This window comes from Veillonella sp. T11011-6 (assembly GCF_002959755.1).
GTDB lineage: Bacteria > Bacillota > Negativicutes > Veillonellales > Veillonellaceae > Veillonella.
This window is the reverse complement of the sequence record NZ_PPCW01000004.1, coordinates 127,329-146,342: the sequence shown is the minus strand read 5'-3', so window position 1 is coordinate 146,342 and position 19,014 is coordinate 127,329. Positions and strand designations below refer to the sequence as shown.

Below are 19,014 nucleotides of genomic sequence, written 5' to 3'. Positions count from 1 at the left end.
CCTCAAGGAGAGCAAAGGCTCTCCTTTTGTGTTTTTATAGAAAAGGAGGTAATGTGATGGGTGAATACAAAAAGTATTGGATAGCCGTAGTAGCCGTTCTTATTATTGGTTTTTCTATTCTTGGTTATCTAGGTACTGATGTGTATCATCAAGCACCGCCAGTGCCGACTGCGTATGTATCTCAAGATGGACAGGTCTTGTTCACTAAGGAAGATATTTTACATGGTCAATCGGCATGGCAATCTACAGGTGGTCAATCGGTAGGGACCGTTTTAGGTCATGGCGCATATCAAGCGCCTGACTGGACAGCAGATTGGTTACATAAAGAAGTATCCGTGATGTTGGATATTAAATCTCAAGAGGCCTTTGGAGCTCTTTATGACCAATTGGGACCTGTACAACAAGCAGCTGTTAAAGAAGTTGTGAAAAAAGAGTATTTAGGTAGTGCAGTCCGTGAAGATGGAACTGTTGTTTTATCTCCAGAACGAATTACGGCAATGAATTTAACTGGTCGTTATTTTGTTGAGTTGTACGGTGATAATCCTGATTTAACATTGACTCGTGATCATTTTGCGATGAAGGATAACACGTTACCTGAGTTACAAGATCGCATTGATATGGCACGCTTCTTCTTCTGGACTACTTGGATGGCATCTACACAACGTCCTGGTACAGATGCAACGTATACAAACAACTGGCCACATGAACCTTTGTTGGATCATAATCCTACACCTGAAAGTATCGCATGGTCTGTTGTGAGTGTTATTATCTTATTATGTGGCATTGGTGTAGTTGTATGGTTATGGGCCTTTGGTAAAAAGGATGATGACCATGCATTGGTTCCACCAACAGAAGATCCAATTAGCAAGATCACGTTAACGCCATCTCAACGTGCATTAGGTAAATATTTGTTTACAATCCTAGCATTGTTCTTATTCCAATTGGGGATGGGTGGGATTATTGCCCACTATACTGTAGAAGGTCAAGCGTTCTATGGTATTCCATTAGCGCAATATTTCCCTTATTCTATTGCGCGTACATGGCATATTCAGGCATCTTTGTTCTGGATTGCGATGGCATTCTTGAGTGCTGGTCTATTCTTGGCACCAATCATTAATGGTGGTAAAGATCCTAAATATCAAAAGCTTGGGGTGGACATCTTATTCTGGGCTCTTGTAGTTCTTGTAGTAGGTTCCTTCGCTGGTACATATTTAGGCGTAGCACATCAAATTCCAGCAGCCTGGAATTTCCTTCTCGGACACCAAGGTTACGAATATATCGAGTTAGGTCGTATTTGGCAGTGGATTGAATACATTGGTATTTTATTCTGGCTTGTACTCATGATACGTAGCATTATTGGTGCCTTCAAGCAAAAAGGGGATAAAAACCTCATTGCAGCCTTCATATTCTCCGTTATCATGGTAGGTATCTTCTATGGTCCAGGGTTATTCTATGGTGAACATAGCCATTTGGCGATTATGGAGTATTGGCGTTGGTGGGTAATCCATCTTTGGGTTGAAGGCTTCTTTGAAGTATTCTCCACTACATTGATGGCATTTATCTTTGTTACATTAGGGCTTGTATCGTACCGTGCTGGTACAGTTGCGGCCATCTCTTCTGGGGCTATTTATCTCATCGGTGGTATCCCTGGTACATTCCATCATTTATACTTCACAGGTGTTACATCCACTATCGTGGCAACAGGCGCATCCTTCTCTGCGTTAGAAGTAGTACCACTTGTACTCTTAGGTTATGAAGCTTTTGAAAACTATACACGTCTTCATAGTGCTCCTTGGATGCATCGTCTAAAATGGCCTGTGTATTGTTTCATTGCCGTGTCCTTCTGGAATCTAGTGGGGGCAGGGGTATTCGGGTTCTTGATCAACATGCCTGTATCCTTGTTCTACATCCAAGGTCTTAATACAACTGCAGTACATGCCCACACAGCATTGTTTGGTGTGTATGGTTTCTTAAGTCTAGGATTTGTATTCCTTATTGCCCGTTATATTCGACCTGAAGTAGAATTCAACGATAAATTGATGAAATTCGGGTTCTGGGCTCTCAATATAGGCCTTGCCTTAATGGTGCTCATTAGCTTATTGCCGATTGGTCTTATCCAAGCGTGGGCAAGCATTACACATGGCTTATGGTTTGCGCGCAGTGAAGAATTTATGCAACAACCATTGTTACAAAACTTGCGGTGGGCTCGTCTCATCGGCGATACGATACTAATTGTTGGTGCTGTAGCATTCTTCTGGCAAATTGTAAAAGTTCTATTTACGAAGAAATCTTAATTTAGTACCATATTAATGGCGTTCCTTTATAGACAAGGAACGCCATTTTTTGTTATACTATCCATGTCAGGTACATGTGCCTGGCTTTTTTGAGTTGCTCAAAATTCTTGACATCACTTGCTACGTATGATATATTTCTTTAGTATGTAGTCGAGGGTTTTCGAGTACAAGAGACAGATTAGTAAATAAAAAGCGAGGTGTATCCGGATGCGTAATGCCATTACTTTAGCTTGCACAGATTGCAAACAACGTAACTATCAAACGAACAAGAATAAAAAGAACAATCCTGATCGTATTGAAATGATGAAATATTGCAAATTCTGCGGTAAACATACATTACACCGTGAAACAAAATAATTCTTATCATTCATTACCTGTTGATTTGAGGATGTGAAACAATGGCAAAGTCTAACTCAGCAGTGCAGCAGCGTGGTGGATTTGGAAAATTCTTCCGCGGTGTGAAAGCTGAACTAAAAAAAGTAGTCTGGCCAACAAAAAAAGAACTCATCAATTACACAATAGTAGTATTTTTAGTGACGATTTTTATCGCCTTTATTATTTATGTACTTGATGCAGTCTTTGCCCAACTTTTTAATACGTTGTTGCACTTTGTTGGATAAGGGGGCCATTTCATGGAAGCAGATAAGAAGTGGTATGTAATTCATACCTATTCAGGCTACGAAAATAAAGTTAAAACCACTCTTGAACTTAAAGTTCAGTCTATGGGTCTACAAGATGTGATTAGCCGAATTTTGGTACCTCTTGAAGACGAAATTGACGAAAAAGATGGGGTTAAAAAAGTAGTAAAACGTAAGATATTTCCTGGGTACGTATTGGTTGAAATGGAAGTTAACGACCGTTCTTGGTATGTTGTGCGCAACACACCAGGTGTAACAGGCTTCGTTGGCTCTGCAACAAAACCAGTTCCACTTTCTGATTCCGAAGTAGAACATATACTTAAGTCTCAGGGCTTGGATAAGAAACCAAGCATCAACATCGATGTAGAAGTTGGTGAAACGGTACGCATTACGTCCGGGGCCTTTGAAGATAAACTAGGTGTTATTACCGAACTTAACCCTGAAAAAGGAACATTGAAACTTAATGTGGAAATGTTCAACCGAGATACCGAGGTAGAGGTAGAGTTCTCTCAAATTGAGAAAGCTCTTTAATATATATATTATAACTCTAAAAAAGAGCAATCGATTTTGGTTGCCAGTGGGAGGATGTATATCCGTTACCACCACAGTATAAGCATAGGAGGTTTAATTACCCATGGCTAAGAAATTAGTTAAACAAGTAAAACTACAAATTGAAGCCGCTAAAGCTACTCCAGCACCACCAGTTGGTCCTGCATTAGGTCAAGCAGGTGTTAACATCGTTGCTTTCACAAAAGAATTCAACGAACGTACTGCTAAACAAGCTGGCTTAATTATCCCAGTAGTTATTAACGTATATGAAGATCGTAGCTTCGACTTCATCACTAAGACTCCACCAGCTGCAGTATTATTGAAAAAAGCTGCAGGTATCCCAAAAGGTTCTGGTGTACCTAACCGTGATAAAGTAGCAAAAGTAGGTCGCGATAAAGTTCGTGAAATTGCTGAATTGAAAATGCCTGACTTGAATGCTAATACCGTAGAACAAGGTATGCGCATGGTAGAAGGTACTGCTCGCAGCATGGGCATTGAAATCGTTGACTAATAAGCGTACGACTTGCGCATAAGCGCAAATCGGTGGGAGGGAATTCCCGTTTGACCACATAAGGAGGATATTATAATGGCAAAAGTAGGTAAGAAATACGCTGAGGCAGTAAAACTTATTGAAGCTGGTAAGTTCTACGAACCAGTAGAAGCAATCGAGTTGGTTAAGAAAACTGCAACTGCAAATTTCGATGAAACAGTTGAAATCGCTTTCAACTTGAATGTCGACCCTAAATACGCTGATCAACAAGTTCGTGGTGCAGTAGTATTGCCTCATGGTACTGGCAAAACTAAACGCGTTCTTGTATTCGCAAAAGGCGACAATATTAAAGCAGCTGAAGAAGCTGGTGCAGATTTCGTAGGTTCTGAAGAGTTAGTAGCTAAAATCCAAGGTGGTTGGAGCGACTTCGACGTAGTAGTTGCTACACCAGACATGATGGGTCAAGTTGGCCGTCTTGGTAAAATCTTGGGTCCTAAAGGCTTGATGCCAAACCCTAAAGTTGGTACAGTAACTCCAGACGTTGCTCGTGCAGTAAACGAAATCAAAGCTGGTAAAATCGAATACCGTACTGATAAAGCAGGTATTATTTCTTGCTCCATCGGTAAAGCGTCCTTCGATGAAGAAAAATTACTTGACAACTACCGTACAATCGTTGATACTATTATCAAGGCTAAACCTGTAGCAGCTAAAGGTCAATACATTAAATCTGTAACCTTGTCCGCTACAATGGGCCCTGGTGTGCCTTTGAACGTGTTCAAATTGAGCAACGTTACAAAAGAGCAATAATCACATATGTCTCTTAGCTGTAGACGGCTGGTATGTATAATGGATGAAAATCCGCCCGCTGAGGCTGACACTAGATAATCTAGGACTAGTTCGACCTCATCGCGTGCGATGGGGTCGTTTTTACGCTAAGATAGTACATAGAGCACCAAAAAATCTACAAGGAGGTAATCTAATGGCTGTCACTGAACAAAAGAAAGCAATTGTTGCTCAAATGAAAGAAACTCTTTCTGAAGCAAAAGGCGCTGTATTGATTGGTTACACTGGTTTGACTGTTGCGCAAGCAACTGATCTTCGCCGCAAAATGTTGGCTGAAGGCGTTGAATACAAAGTAATCAAAAATACTTTGACTCGCATTGCTGCAAATGAATTGAATCTTGAAGGTTTCGCTGAGCATTTAGAAGGTCCAACTGCATTGGCTACTTCTAAAGAAGATGCTGTTGCACCTGCTCGTGTAATCGAACAATTCATCAAAACTACTGAGAAAGAAGTTGTAACAGTTAAAGCTGGTATCGTTGAAGGCGAAGTTATGGATGCTGCTGGTGTTAAAGCAATTGCAAGTCTTCCAAACCGCGAAGGCATGCTTTCCATGTTGCTTTCCGTATTGCAAGCTCCTGTTCGCAACGTTGCATACGCTGTCAAAGCTGTTGCAGAAGCTCAACCAGCAGAAGCTGCAGAATAATAATTTCTGCGAAGTATTCATTGGTCGCTTAAGACTGATACAATAAACTATTTTATGGAGGAAAACTAAAATGGCATTGAACATTGAAAACATCGTTGCTGAATTGAAAGAAGCAACTATTCTTGAACTTAATGATCTTGTAAAAGCAATTGAAGAAGAATTTGGCGTAACTGCAGCAGCTCCTGTAGCTGTAGCAGCTGCTGGTGGTGCTGAAGGCGGCGCTGCTAAAGATTCCTTCGACGTAATCTTGAAAGATGCTGGCGCATCCAAAATCAACGTAATCAAAGTTGTTCGTGAAGCAACTGGTCTTGGCTTGAAAGAAGCTAAAGCTATCGTTGACGGCGCTCCTGCACCTGTAAAAGAAGGCGTAGCTACTGAAGCAGCTGAAGCTTTGAAAGCTCAATTGGAAGAAGCTGGCGCAACTGTAGAATTGAAATAATTCTAGCCATAATAAAAGGCGTACCCTCGGGTACGCCTTTTTTGTTTTATTGTCTTTAGACTGGTTCGCGACGTAGTCGCGAATCATAAAACCACCCGCTATGCGGGTGCGGCAACGAAAGTTATACAAAAAAATCACCTTGCTTAAGTATAATGTAGGTGTTCAAGCCGCATTATATACAAAAGAAAGGTGATTTTATATGGCAACAAAGACACAGAGCCTTGCGCACACAAAATGGTTATGCAAATACCACATAGTATTTACACCTAAGTATAGACGTAAAGTTATATATAATCAATACAGAAATAGTTTACGTGAAATACTGAGACGTTTATGTGAATATAAGGGCGTCAAGATTATAGAGGGGGAGCTTATGGCAGATCATGTGCATATGCTAGTGTTAATTCCACCTAAAATATCAGTTTCATCTTTTATGGGATATTTAAAGGGTAAAAGTGCGCTAATGATGTTCGATAAACACGCAAACTTAAAGTATAAATTTGGAAATAGACACTTTTGGTCCGAGGGATATTATGTAAGTACGGTAGGATTAAATGAAGCTACCGTAAAAAAATATATACGTGAGCAAGAGTTACATGACCAAATGAAAGATAAACTTAGTGTAAAAGAATATGAGGACCCTTTTAAGGGTAGCAAGTAATACATATCCCCTTTAAGGGGACCGTTACGAGTCAATGGCTATGCGGCTTGAACGTAGTGAAAGCCAGCGCCTTTAGACGCTGGCCTAGTACTACGGGCTTATAGCCCGTGAGCAAACCACCCGTTTTACGGGTGGTTCTGATTATAGAATTAACATTTGAAGTTATCCATTAATAGCAATTAGCTGATTTTCCTACGATTATTGAATTTTATAAATGCTAGCCGATTTAGTTTTTCCAACTTCTGTTGCTATGTTATTGGTTGGTGAATTAGCAAATTCTTTACTATATTTATTTGGTACAATGATGGTAGCACCTTTTTCATTAGATACCCTTGTATCAAACTCATCTACTGTTATTGTGGGCATCAATGTTTTGCCTGCTGTCCATAGAGGATTATCTGTAGTATGTACAAATACTTGAGTTGGGGTATCTTTTGTATAATATACAATCGATGTATAGTAGGTACCATATATATATGTGTGTTGAGCACTTGACTCAATATATGGTTTGAATTGAATCCCGGATTGATTAAATAAAATAGGAGTTACAGTTATAGTGATTGCCGTATATAAAATGGTTAAAGGTATAGTTAAATAAATTGATAGTGGTAACTTATTGTTGTTATACTGTTTTGCTAATAACGCAAATAACACAATTAATATTAATGCAACGATTAATGGTACTGAATTTAATTCAGGTGTTACTATGCTGGCTACTAGGAATAAGAGGACATATATTGCTAATGGAATGGTAACAATATATTTAAAACTAGTACTCTTATTGTAAAAGCTATTTATAATAGCCTCAGCTCCCCAGATAATACAAGGGATTATGGCTGGTAAAGTATAGGTTATATACTTGGTCGCTACTAGAGAATAAAATAATACAATCACTATAAACCAGATAGCCCCAAGAAGATAAAAATTTTCTTTCCATTTAATACTTTTGAGTTGGTAAATAACTGCAGGTGTCCAAGGTAAAAGTGCAATAGGAACAATGATTAAGTAATAATACCAAACATTGAATTTTGGATGCTCTGATACTAGTGCTCGCTCCATATTGTGAAGGCCTAAGAATCCTGATATAAATTCTTGACCATGAATTGAGTACATAGCAATGTACCATGGACTAGCAAGAATTATAAATAGGAAAATTCCAAAAGGATTAAATAGTAATTTAATATCCTTATTTAGAGAGTAGTCATCATTATCTTTTTGGGTAAACCATCGTATAGCAATAAATAGTAGTAGTATTAATCCAGGTAGAACAATACCAACAGGTCCTTTAGTTACCACTGCTAAGGATGCTGCTCCGTAAGCTTTTACCATAGAATATTTGTCGTTCTTGGTAAAGGCTAGATAAGAATAGCCAAAGATAGCTAGTGAAAAGAAGAAGAGAAAGCCGTCTGTTATGACTGCGTGTGAAATGTACCAAAACTGTAAGGCACTAAGTAAAATCAGCGCACTCATAAGAGCTATATGCTTAGATTCTTTAATGTGATATACAAGATGATACATAAGGGCTACACTGCCACCGGCAATAAGCGTATTCGGTATACGTGATGTAAAGTCAGATATGCCAAATAGTTTATAACTGATCATGAGTGCCCAATAGGTGAGGGGCGGTTTATCATACCAAACTTGGTCATATATCATGGGGGATATCCATGAGTTATGTTTTAACATTGTAATAGCAGATAACACATAGTTGGATTCTACCGGATCTGTTATGGGAAGATAGGCGTTATAGAAACCGTAACTCAGTACGGTCAATAAAAAAAGCGCACCTATGCGCAGCATGTGATTGTTAATCATAGTGACTCCTTACTTACATAGTTTATATTATTGTACTATAGGGCGTGTAATAATTAAACCGATGAAAGTTAAAGTTGGATCTTTTACAATACAGAAGTAGTTACAAAAAGAATTATTTATGAAATAGAAATAGCTACAAAAGAATTATTTATGAAATAATATATTGTATAGAATATTGTTTGTACAGAATACATGAAATGACTTTTATGTATACAAAATACATGCTATAATGAGCGCGTAAGATAAAACCGTTTCATTGAAATACTATTTTGTATAAAAATAGTAGAAAGAGGATTTATTATGAGAAAAGAACATGATTTCTTAGGCGAATTAGAAGTAGCTGATGAATTATATTACGGTGTACAAACAATTCGTGCATTAGAAAACTTCCATATTACAGGAAAACACTTGGACCAAGATTTTATCAAAGCATTGGCAATGGTAAAAAAAGCATCTGCCTTAGCGAATATGAAAACTGGTCGCTTAAATGTATCTATTGGTAAAGCTATTGTACAAGCTGCAGACGAAGTAATTGAAGGTCAATTTGCGGACCAATTCCCTGTTGATCCAATTCAAGGTGGTGCAGGTACTTCTGTAAACATGAATATGAACGAAGTGTTGGCTAACCGTGCTTGTGAAATTTTGGGTCATCCCAAAGGAAGCTATGATATTGTAAGCCCTAACAACCATTGTAATATGGCACAATCTACAAATGATGCTTTCCCAACAGCAATCAAGGTATGTGCGATCTTAAAATCTAAACCTTTACTTGAAGCATTACAACGCCTTGTTGACGAGCTTGAGAAAAAGGCTGTTGAATATAGCGAAATTTTGAAGATGGGTCGTACTCACTTACAAGATGCGGTGCCAATTACATTAGGTCAAGAAATGGGTGCCTATGCATCTGGTGTTCGGCGCGGTATTAAACGTATTAAATCTGCCGTTGAAGGTGCACATGTAATTAACATGGGTGCTACTGCAGTTGGTACAGGGCTTAATGCGGAACCTAATTATATTCATGATGTAGCATACGAACTTAGTGAAGTAGTAGGTGAACCATTCTACACAGCAGAAAACTTAATTGATGCTACTAACAATACAGATATCTTTGCAGATATCTCCAGCGGTTTGAAAGTTACGGCTCTTGTATTGATTAAAATGGCTAATGACTTCCGCTTGATGGCCTCCGGTCCTCGTTGTGGTATTGGGGAATTAAAATTGCCTGCTCGCCAACCTGGTTCTTCCATCATGCCAGGCAAGGTTAACCCTGTTATCGCCGAAGTATTGAACCAAGTATGTTACCAAGTTATCGGTAATGACTTAACCATTACATTGGCTGTAGAAAATGGTCAATTCGAATTGAACGTAATGGAACCTGTATTGGCTTACAATTTGTTCAATAATCTTTGCTACCTCAAAAACGGCGTAAATACATTCGTTGATAAATTACTCGTGGATCTTGAAGTGGATCGTGAACAATGCGAATACTGGTTGAATCGTTCCGTTGGTATCGTAACAGCATTGTTGCCACACCTTGGCTATGAAACAGCATCTTCTCTTGCGAAAGAAGCATATACTACTGGTCGTGCTATCCGTGATATCATCTTGGAAAAAGGTTTATTGACTGAAGATGAAATCAATCATATCCTTTCTCCTAAAGAAATGACTCGCCCTGGTATTGCTGGTGCTAATCTTTTAAAACAAAAAGGCAACTAACATAGTCAGTTGTTTTGATACATGAATAAAGCATGAAAATGAAAGACTGTCAACCCTTTTGGTTGACAGTCTTTTTTAATACTGATAGAATTATATATTGCAAAAGTAGCGTTTCCTGCTTTTGGATATAAAAACTATAACTTGAATAGTGATGAGGTTTTCTTCCAAGGTTGTGCTTGGTTAATGGAAAGCAAGGTTATTTTTAAAAATGAAATGGGCCTTGCTTTATTTGACGTTATCCGAGCAGGAAAACTGAGACCTGTAAGATGTCTTTTCCGTGCCGTTATAGAAAATGGTAGACCAGTGTGTTTTGATAGGGGTGAAAGCAAATATGTTCAAACCTGAACAGGTAGGCAAACGAACTCGTTATACGTACGCAAAAATTAACGAAGTTATCAAGATGCCGCATTTATTGGACATTCAGCGTAAATCGTATGAGTGGTTCTTGGAGAGTGGTTTACAAAATATTTTCAACGATATTTCTCCGATTAAAGACAATTCAGGTAATCTAGTACTTTCTTTCGAAGGTTTCAGCTTAGGTGAACCTAAGTATGATATTAATGAATGTAAAAACCGTGATGCTACTTACGCAGCACCACTTCGTGTAAATATTCGCTTAGTAAATAATGATCCAGAAAATATGGACATTAAAGAACAAGAAGTATTCATGGGCGATTTCCCATTGATGACTGACACAGGTACTTTCATCATCAATGGTGCAGAACGTGTAATCGTATCTCAATTGGTACGTTCTCCAGGCGTTTACTACAATAAAGAAATCGATACAATGGGTAACCGTTTGTACGATTCCACAGTTATTCCTAACCGTGGCGCATGGATTGAGCTTGAAACTGACGCAAGCGAAGTTGTTGCTGTTCGTATTGACCGTAACCGTAAATTACCAGCTACTGTATTGGTACGTGCATTAGGTTGGGATACTAATGAAAGCATCCTTGACCTCTTCTGGAATGGTAAAACTGATGAAGATGGTTTGCCAGTATATGATGAACGCATTGTTCGTACATTAGAAAAAGATACAACTCAATCTGCTGATGAAGCATTGGTTGAAATCTATAAAAAATTACGTCCAGGCGAGCCTCCTACTGTAGAGTCTGCTCGTAACTTGTTCGATAATTTGTTCTTCGATGCACGCCGTTATGACTTAGCGCGCGTTGGTCGTTACAAATTGAATAAAAAACTTGGCTGGCGTCAACGTATGTTGGGTCAAACATTGGCTCAACCAATCGTAGATCCAGAAACTGGCGAAATCATTCTTGATGCAGGTGTACAAGTTGGAGAAGAACAACTTGATATCGTTGCTAATAGCCACGTATTCGATGGTGAAGGTTTCGCTGAGTTCTACATCGTAAATAACGATGGTGTAGAATCTAAAGTTATCTGTAATAACTGCAACTTGCCATACGATCATCGTACAGTAACACGTGAAGACATGATCGCTAACATCTCTTACTTGCTCAACCTTATGGATGGTGCAGGTCACACAGATGATATCGACCACTTGGGCAACCGTCGTCTTCGTTGTGTAGGTGAATTGTTGCAAAACCAATTCCGTATTGGTTTAACTCGTATGGAACGTGTTGTTCGTGAACGTATGACAATTCAAGAAATCGAATCTATCACGCCTCAAGCGTTGATTAACATTCGTCCTGTAGTGGCAGCAATCAAAGAATTCTTTGGTTCTTCCCAATTGTCTCAGTTCATGGACCAAACAAACCCATTAGCAGAATTGACTCACAAACGTCGTCTTTCTGCCCTTGGCCCTGGCGGTTTATCTCGTGAGCGTGCAGGCTTCGAAGTTCGTGACGTGCATCACTCTCACTATGGCCGTATGTGTCCAATTGAAACTCCAGAAGGTCCAAACATCGGTTTGATCAACTCCTTGTCTAACTATGCGAAAGTAAATGAATTCGGTTTCATTGAGGCTCCATACCGTAAAGTAGAAAAAATCTATGGTACAGGCGCTGATGCAGACAAAGTTGTAAAAGTTCGTGTCACTGATTCTGTTGTATATATGACCGCTGATGAAGAAGAAGGCATGACAATTGCCCAAGCGAACTCCCCAATCGATGCTGAAGGTTACTTCACTAATGAACACGTTGCTTGTCGTCGTGGTCATGACGTATTGGAAGTTACACCTGATAAGGTAGACTACATGGACGTTAGTCCAAAAGAAGTTGTATCCATCGGTACAGCTATGATTCCATTCCTTGAAAATGACGATGCTAACCGTGCCTTGATGGGTGCGAACATGCAACGTCAAGCGGTACCACTCTTGCGCGCTCAAGCTCCACTTGTTGGTACAGGTATGGAATATACAGCAGCTACTGACTCCGGCGTTTGCGTACTTGCTCGTGAAGCTGGTAAAGTTGTACGTTGCTGGGGTAATGAAATCCACGTTCTTCGCGATAGCGATGGTCGTGTTGATACATATCGTTTGAATAAATTCCTTCGTTCTAACCAATCCACATGCTTCAACCAAAAACCAATCGTTAATCGTGGCGACCATGTTGTAAAAGGCCAAGTATTGGCTGATGGTCCTGCTACTGATGGCGGTGAATTGGCGTTAGGTTATAACGTTCTTGTAGCGTTCATGCCTTGGGAAGGTTATAACTACGAAGATGCGATCTTGCTTAGTGAAGAACTTTGCAAAGAAGATATCTATACATCCATTCATATTGAAGAGTACGAATGCGATGCGCGTGACACTAAATTAGGTGCCGAAGAAATTACTCGTGAATTACCTAATACTGGTGATGACACACTTAAAAACCTTGATGAAGATGGTATCATCTGCATTGGTGCAGAAGTACACCCTGGCGATATTCTCGTAGGTAAAGCTACACCAAAAGGTGAAACTGAATTAACACCTGAAGAACGCTTATTGCGCGCTATCTTCGGTGACAAAGAACGCGAAGTTCGCGATACATCTTTGCGCGTACCTCATGGCGAATCTGGTAAAGTTGTAGACGTTAAAGTCTTCACTCGTGAAAACGGTGACGAATTACAACCAGGTGTAAATAAACTTGTTCGCGTATACATCGCTCAAAAACGTAAGATTCACGAAGGCGATAAAATGGCGGGCCGTCATGGTAACAAAGGTGTCGTTTCTCGCGTTATGAGAAAAGAAGATATGCCATTCCTTCCTGATGGTACTCCAGTACAAATCGTATTGAACCCATTGGGCGTACCTTCTCGTATGAACATCGGTCAGGTTCTTGAAACTCACTTGGGTTGGGCTGTTCAAGGCTTAGGTATGAAAATCAAAGCTACAGACCTTCACATTCAAAACGTGTTGAAAGAAGCTCGTACTGATGCATCTTACTGGGAACAAATTGACGCTATTCGCGGCTTATATGCTGAAATTGAAGAATTAGAAGCAAAAGCTAAAGAAGATGTGACTGTTCCTCATTTCGATATCGATGAAAAAATCATCGACTTGAAATCTCAAATTCTTGGTCATGTAGAATCTGCAGCGCAAAAGAAACTTGAAGCTCTTGGCGGCGAAGCTCGTTATCAAGAACTTAAAGCTATTGAAGCTAAATACAATGCACTTCATGTAGAATTCTTCGATTCTGAAGAAGATGCTCCAGAAATGGATCCAGCTCTTGTAGAAGAATTAGAAGCTATTAATAAAGTTAAAACTACATTGAACCATATTGAATCTGCTCGTGCTAAACGCGTTGAAATTCGTCATGAACTCGAAGGCCTTGGTTACGACTATGAAACATATGGCATGCCAAAACCAGATGTAGCAGGTATTCACATTGCTACACCTGTATTTGATGGCGCTCATGAAAAAGACGTATTTGAAACATTAGGCATTGCTGGTCGTTCCGATGATGGTAAAACAGTATTGTACGATGGTCGTACTGGTGAACCTATGGATAACCGTGTAACTGTTGGTTACGTATACATGCTTAAACTCCATCACTTGGTTGATGATAAAATCCATGCTCGTTCCACAGGTCCGTACTCCCTTGTTACACAACAACCATTGGGTGGTAAAGCTCAATTCGGTGGTCAACGTTTCGGGGAAATGGAAGTTTGGGCTCTCGAAGCATATGGCGCAGCTTATACACTTCAAGAGCTATTAACTGTTAAGTCTGACGACGTTGTTGGTCGTGTGAAAGCATACGAAAAAATCGTTAAAGGCGAAAACATCCCTGAACCAGGTGTACCTGAGTCCTTCAAGGTATTGCTCAAAGAACTTCAAAGTATTGGTCTTGATGTAAAAATCTTGAATGAAGATCAAGAAGAAGTTGTTATGAAAGAACTTGATGACGAAGATGAAGTGGTAGAAACTGGCATTGAAGAAGTTATGGAAGGCAGTGCAGTAGAAACTGATGAAGTAACTGTTGTAGAGCCAGAAGTAGAGGAAGAAGCACCTGCTGATAACGGCGGTGAAGACGATATCCTTAGCCAATTGGCGTTCCCAATGGGCGATTCCTCTAACGATGAAGACTAAAACTATCTATAAGGAAGGGAGCGATAGTAGTGCTAGACGTAAATGAATTCGATTCCATGCGAATCGGTTTAGCCTCTCCAGAGCAGATCTTAGCTTGGTCTCATGGGGAAGTTAAGAAACCTGAAACTATTAACTACCGTACGTTGAAGCCAGAACGAGATGGTCTATTCTGCGAACGCATTTTTGGACCAACAAAGGACTGGGAATGTCACTGCGGCAAATATAAACGCATTCGCCATAAAGGCGTAGTCTGCGATAAATGTGGTGTAGAGGTTACACGTGCAAAAGTACGTCGTGAACGTATGGGCCATATCCAATTGGCTACTCCTGTATCTCACATTTGGTACTTTAAAGGTATCCCATCCCGCATGGGCCTAATCCTTGATGTATCTCCACGTTCCTTGGAACGCGTATTATACTTTGCTTCCTACATCGTAGTAGATCCAGCTGGTACTCCATTGGCAAAACGCCAATTGTTGTCCGAGCAAGAGTACCGCGAATATGAAGCTCAATTTAACGAAGACGGTTATACTATCGGTGGTAAATCTGTCGTAATCGAAACAGTAACTCAACGTAACGAACGTTTGGCTATTGTTCGCGAAGCACAACGCAAAGAGCGCTATAATGCGGCTCTTCGCGATGATGCAACAATCCCAGAAGCAGATAAAGAATACGAAGAATTAACTCGTGAAGAGCGTTATGAATTGGGCGCTGCTGAAGAAGTTCTCTTCGTATGTATCGATATGGGTGCTGAGGCTGTAAAAGCTCTTTTAGCAGAACTTGATCTTGAAGCATTGAATGCTGAATTGCGCGAAGAATTGAACACTGCTAGTGGTCAACGTAAAATCCGTGCCGTTCGTCGTTTAGAAGTAGTAGAAGCATTCCGTCAATCTGGCAACCGCCCAGAATGGATGATCATGGATGTTGTTCCTGTTATCCCACCTGAATTGCGCCCTATGGTTCAATTAGATGGTGGTCGTTTCGCTACATCTGACCTCAATGATTTGTACCGTCGTGTTATCAACCGTAACAACCGTTTGAAACGTTTGTTAGACTTAGGTGCTCCTGATATCATCGTGCGCAACGAAAAACGTATGCTTCAAGAAGCTGTTGACGCATTGATCGATAATGGTCGCCGTGGCCGTCCTGTAACAGGTCCTGGTAACCGTCCATTGAAATCCTTGTCCGATATGCTTAAAGGTAAACAAGGTCGTTTCCGTCAAAACTTGCTTGGTAAACGTGTTGACTATTCCGGTCGTTCCGTTATCGTAGTAGGTCCTGAACTTAAAATGCACCAATGTGGTTTGCCTAAAGAAATGGCATTGGAATTGTTCAAACCTTTCGTTATGAAACGTTTGGTAGAACGCGGTCAAGCATCCAACATCAAGGCTGCTAAACGCCAAGTTGAAAGAATCGGCCCTGGTGTATGGGAATCCTTGGAAGAGGTAATCAAAGAACATCCAGTTCTCTTGAACCGTGCCCCTACATTGCATAGACTTGGTATTCAAGCCTTCGAACCAATCCTTTGGGAAGGTCGTGCTATCAAATTGCATCCATTAGTATGTACAGCCTTCAACGCCGACTTTGACGGTGACCAAATGGCATGTCACTTACCATTGTCCGTAGAAGCACAAGCAGAAGCTCGTACATTGATGCTTTCTAGCCATAACATCTTGTCTACGAAAGACGGTAAACCAGTAGCAGTACCTTCTCAAGATATGATCTTGGGTACATACTACTTAACAGTTGTACGTGAAGATACTCGTGATAAAGCAAAAACATTTGCTACTTATGACGAAGTAATGCTTGCATACGAGTCTCATATCATTGGCTTGCAAGATATTCTTTATATCCGTTTACCTGATCATGGCCGTGTAGAAACTACAGCTGGTCGCTTAATCTTCAACAATGCACTATTCCCAGAATTATGGCAATACGAAAAACGTGAAGATGGCACTTACTCTTTAGGTAAGGTTATGGATAAGAAAACAGTTGGTAAATTGGTTGACCAATGCTTCCAATTGTTTGGCAATGAAAAAACTGCAGAACTCTTAGACCGTATCAAATCCTTGGGTTACTCCTTCGCTCGTCGCGCAGGTATGACTGTAGCTATTGCAGATATTAAAGTACCAGAAGTAAAAACTGGTTTATTAGACACAGCAGAACAAGAAGTAGAAAAAGTATCTCGCTTGTATCGCCGTGGTCTTATTACAGAAGAAGAACGTTACCGTAAAACTATCCAATTGTGGACTCAAGCAACAGAAGATGTTACTGACGCCATGATGGATAATATGGCGCGCGACAAAGATGGCTTCAACCCTGTTTACATGATGGCTATCTCTGGTGCCCGTGGTAATAAACAACAGATCCGTCAGCTTGCTGGTATGCGTGGTTTGATGGCCGATCCATCTGGTCGTATCATCGACTTACCAATCAAAGCAAACTTTAAAGAAGGCTTGACTGTATTGGATTACTTTACATCCTCTCATGGTGCTCGTAAAGGTTTGGCCGATACAGCGCTTCGTACAGCTGACTCCGGTTACTTGACTCGTCGTCTTGTTGACGTATCTCAAGACGTTATCGTTCGTGAGGACGATTGTGACGTTGTAGGTATCGATCTCGTTCGTGAACGCGCTCGTTTGGCTACATCTCCACGTCAAGCATTGGAATTGTTGAAAGACAAGCTTATTGGTCGTGTTTTAGATAAAGATGTAGTGAATGTAGAAACAGGGGAACTTGTTGTACCTGCTGAAACTATCTTGGACGAACAATGCTTAGCTGATATTGCAGAATCCGGTGTTACATCTGTCGCATTGCGCGGTGCACACCTAGGCTCTGATAGCGATATCAACCATACTAATTTGGTTCAAAAAATTATTCTTGGTGAAAGCGACGACAGCATCCGTGCAACATTAAAAGAAACTATGGTTCAAAATATGTTGAACAAGGATACGGTACAAGCAATTGTTGACAGTGAAGGTGTAGAAATCTTCCCTGCTAATACACGCCTCACTGAAGAAGGTATCGAAGCTATTCTTAACTCCGATGTAAAAGAAGTACAAGTACGCAACAACGAAATTCATGGTATTGAAGTGGAAGCAATCGTTGAAGGTACTGGCGTTATTGAACCATTAAAAGATCGTATCGTAGGCCGTATTGCAGCTGAAGAATTAGTTAATAAAGAAACTGGCGAAGTTATCGTTCCTCTTAACGGTGAAATCACAGAACCATTGGCTGATGAAGTTGTAAAACACTACGAAACAGTTAAAATCCGTTCCGTATTGACTTGCCGCAGCCCTTATGGCGTATGTCGCAAGTGTTATGGTCGCGACCTTGGTACAGGTGGTCAAGTTCAAGTTGGTGAAGCTGTAGGTATTATTGCAGCGCAATCCATCGGTGAACCTGGTACTCAGTTGACAATGCGTACATTCCATACAGGTGGTGTCGCAGGTGACGATATTACACAAGGTTTGCCACGTGTCGAAGAATTGTTCGAAGCGCGTAAACCAAAACGTAATGCTATCATCGCAGAAAACGAAGGTACAGTTCGCGTTGTACCTAACGAAGGTAAAAAAGGTACTAATACTATCTTCATCACTGGTGAAGACGGTATTGAACTTGATTACCTCATCCCTTATGGTTCTCGCATTATCGTTAAAGACGGTGATGTTGTATCCTTAGGTGCACGTTTAACAGAAGGTTCTATCAACCCTCATGACATCATGCGCGTAATGGGTACTGAAGCAACTCAACGTTACCTCGTATACGAAGTACAAAAAGTATATAAATCTCAAGGTGTAGAAATTAACGATAAACATATCGAAGTTATCGTTCGTCAAATGCTTCATAAAGTAAAAGTTGAAACAGCTGGCGATGCTGATATGCTCCCAGGGGATATGGTCGACGTTAATACCTTTGACGAAGAAAACCGTCGTCTTACTCTTAATGGCCGTGAAAATGCTACAGGCAAACGTACATTATTGGGTATTACTAAAGCCGCTTTGGCAACGGATTCCTTCTTGTCTGCTGCGTCCTTCCAAGAAACAACACGTGTTCTTACAGATGCTGCTATCAAAGGTAAAATTGATCCATTATTGGGCTTAAAAGAAAACGTAATCATCGGTAAATTGATTCCTGCTGGTACTGGCATGAGCCGTTACCGTAAAATCGAAGTTGTGAAAAACACACCTGAAATTATCGATATTACAGAAGAATCTGCTGTAGAAGAATAATCTATTGCAATAGAAGAGAGCGTGCCTTAGGGCACGCTCTTTTTTATGGATACTGAAGTTCTTTGTTAAGATGTAATTGTCAGATAGGATAAATAAACCTATAAATTTAATAATATAGATATATTGAATATGGTTAATAAAATTAGACTAAAAAATGACTATTTATTTTTCTGTTATATCAATTATGCATACATAAAATGTAATTAAT

General features: G+C 40.1%; 13 protein-coding genes. 12 read left to right on the top strand and 1 reads right to left on the bottom strand.

The annotated features are described in order from the left end of the window. The first annotated feature begins 56 nt into the window (after window positions 1–56). From VRHSUH10_RS05325 to tnpA, 9 genes are all read left to right on the top strand, one after another. Window positions 57–2,294, top strand: a complete 2,238-nt coding sequence (locus tag VRHSUH10_RS05325) for a nitric-oxide reductase large subunit (RefSeq protein ID WP_105089713.1) — start codon at window positions 57–59, stop codon at window positions 2,292–2,294. Between the two features lie 207 nt (window positions 2,295–2,501). Further along, a complete protein-coding gene (rpmG, locus tag VRHSUH10_RS05320; protein ID WP_004693530.1) occupies window positions 2,502–2,651 on the top strand; it encodes a 50S ribosomal protein L33 in 150 nt (49 codons plus the stop codon). Between the two features lie 41 nt (window positions 2,652–2,692). Then, complete coding sequence (gene secE / locus VRHSUH10_RS05315; RefSeq protein ID WP_005385468.1) at window positions 2,693–2,914, top strand: preprotein translocase subunit SecE; 222 nt, start codon at window positions 2,693–2,695, stop codon at window positions 2,912–2,914. Window positions 2,915–2,926: 12 nt separating this feature from the next. Continuing rightward, on the top strand, window positions 2,927–3,463 hold the full coding sequence (gene nusG / locus VRHSUH10_RS05310) for a transcription termination/antitermination protein NusG (protein ID WP_005385471.1): 537 nt from the start codon (window positions 2,927–2,929) through the stop codon (window positions 3,461–3,463). Window positions 3,464–3,566: 103 nt separating this feature from the next. Then, a complete protein-coding gene (rplK, locus tag VRHSUH10_RS05305) occupies window positions 3,567–3,992 on the top strand; it encodes a 50S ribosomal protein L11 (protein WP_004693535.1) in 426 nt (141 codons plus the stop codon). A 75-nt stretch (window positions 3,993–4,067) separates the two neighbouring features. Beyond that, a complete protein-coding gene (gene rplA, locus VRHSUH10_RS05300; RefSeq protein ID WP_005385473.1) occupies window positions 4,068–4,778 on the top strand; it encodes a 50S ribosomal protein L1 in 711 nt (236 codons plus the stop codon). Window positions 4,779–4,950: 172 nt separating this feature from the next. Then, complete coding sequence (rplJ, locus tag VRHSUH10_RS05295) at window positions 4,951–5,457, top strand: 50S ribosomal protein L10 (protein ID WP_105089712.1); 507 nt, start codon at window positions 4,951–4,953, stop codon at window positions 5,455–5,457. Between the two features lie 70 nt (window positions 5,458–5,527). Further along, on the top strand, window positions 5,528–5,896 hold the full coding sequence (gene rplL, locus VRHSUH10_RS05290) for a 50S ribosomal protein L7/L12 (protein ID WP_005385476.1): 369 nt from the start codon (window positions 5,528–5,530) through the stop codon (window positions 5,894–5,896). A gap of 199 nt (window positions 5,897–6,095) precedes the next feature. Then, entirely contained in the window at window positions 6,096–6,557 is a 462-nt protein-coding gene (gene tnpA, locus VRHSUH10_RS05285) for an IS200/IS605 family transposase (protein ID WP_005380067.1), read from the top strand. Window positions 6,558–6,755: 198 nt separating this feature from the next. Here tnpA and VRHSUH10_RS05280 read toward each other — a convergent pair whose 3' ends face one another. Beyond that, window positions 6,756–8,372 carry a glycosyltransferase family 39 protein gene (locus VRHSUH10_RS05280; RefSeq protein ID WP_105089711.1) on the bottom strand — a complete coding sequence of 539 codons (1,617 nt, stop codon included), beginning with the start codon at window positions 8,370–8,372 and terminating at the stop codon, window positions 6,756–6,758. 300 nt (window positions 8,373–8,672) lie between these two features. Here VRHSUH10_RS05280 and VRHSUH10_RS05275 point away from each other — a divergent pair, with 300 nt between their 5' ends. The 3 genes from VRHSUH10_RS05275 to rpoC all read left to right on the top strand — a co-directional run bounded on the left by VRHSUH10_RS05275 (window position 8,673) and on the right by rpoC (window position 18,806). Next, a complete protein-coding gene (locus VRHSUH10_RS05275; RefSeq protein WP_105089710.1) occupies window positions 8,673–10,088 on the top strand; it encodes an aspartate ammonia-lyase in 1,416 nt (471 codons plus the stop codon). Window positions 10,089–10,419: 331 nt separating this feature from the next. Then, the gene (gene rpoB / locus VRHSUH10_RS05270) at window positions 10,420–14,574 is read left to right on the top strand and encodes a DNA-directed RNA polymerase subunit beta (RefSeq protein WP_105089709.1); all 4,155 of its coding nucleotides are present in this window, start codon (window positions 10,420–10,422) and stop codon (window positions 14,572–14,574) included. 29 nt (window positions 14,575–14,603) lie between these two features. After that, entirely contained in the window at window positions 14,604–18,806 is a 4,203-nt protein-coding gene (gene rpoC / locus VRHSUH10_RS05265) for a DNA-directed RNA polymerase subunit beta' (RefSeq protein WP_105089708.1), read from the top strand. Window positions 18,807–19,014 lie beyond the last annotated feature (208 nt).

Coding starts and splice junctions, on each gene's coding strand:
- VRHSUH10_RS05325 (WP_105089713.1), top strand. CDS start 57: ATGGGTGAATACAAAAAGTATTGGATAGCCGTAGTAGCCGTTCTTATT.
- rpmG (WP_004693530.1), top strand. CDS start 2,502: ATGCGTAATGCCATTACTTTAGCTTGCACAGATTGCAAACAACGTAAC.
- secE (WP_005385468.1), top strand. CDS start 2,693: ATGGCAAAGTCTAACTCAGCAGTGCAGCAGCGTGGTGGATTTGGAAAA.
- nusG (WP_005385471.1), top strand. CDS start 2,927: ATGGAAGCAGATAAGAAGTGGTATGTAATTCATACCTATTCAGGCTAC.
- rplK (WP_004693535.1), top strand. CDS start 3,567: ATGGCTAAGAAATTAGTTAAACAAGTAAAACTACAAATTGAAGCCGCT.
- rplA (WP_005385473.1), top strand. CDS start 4,068: ATGGCAAAAGTAGGTAAGAAATACGCTGAGGCAGTAAAACTTATTGAA.
- rplJ (WP_105089712.1), top strand. CDS start 4,951: ATGGCTGTCACTGAACAAAAGAAAGCAATTGTTGCTCAAATGAAAGAA.
- rplL (WP_005385476.1), top strand. CDS start 5,528: ATGGCATTGAACATTGAAAACATCGTTGCTGAATTGAAAGAAGCAACT.
- tnpA (WP_005380067.1), top strand. CDS start 6,096: ATGGCAACAAAGACACAGAGCCTTGCGCACACAAAATGGTTATGCAAA.
- VRHSUH10_RS05280 (WP_105089711.1), bottom strand. CDS start 8,372: ATGATTAACAATCACATGCTGCGCATAGGTGCGCTTTTTTTATTGACC.
- VRHSUH10_RS05275 (WP_105089710.1), top strand. CDS start 8,673: ATGAGAAAAGAACATGATTTCTTAGGCGAATTAGAAGTAGCTGATGAA.
- rpoB (WP_105089709.1), top strand. CDS start 10,420: ATGTTCAAACCTGAACAGGTAGGCAAACGAACTCGTTATACGTACGCA.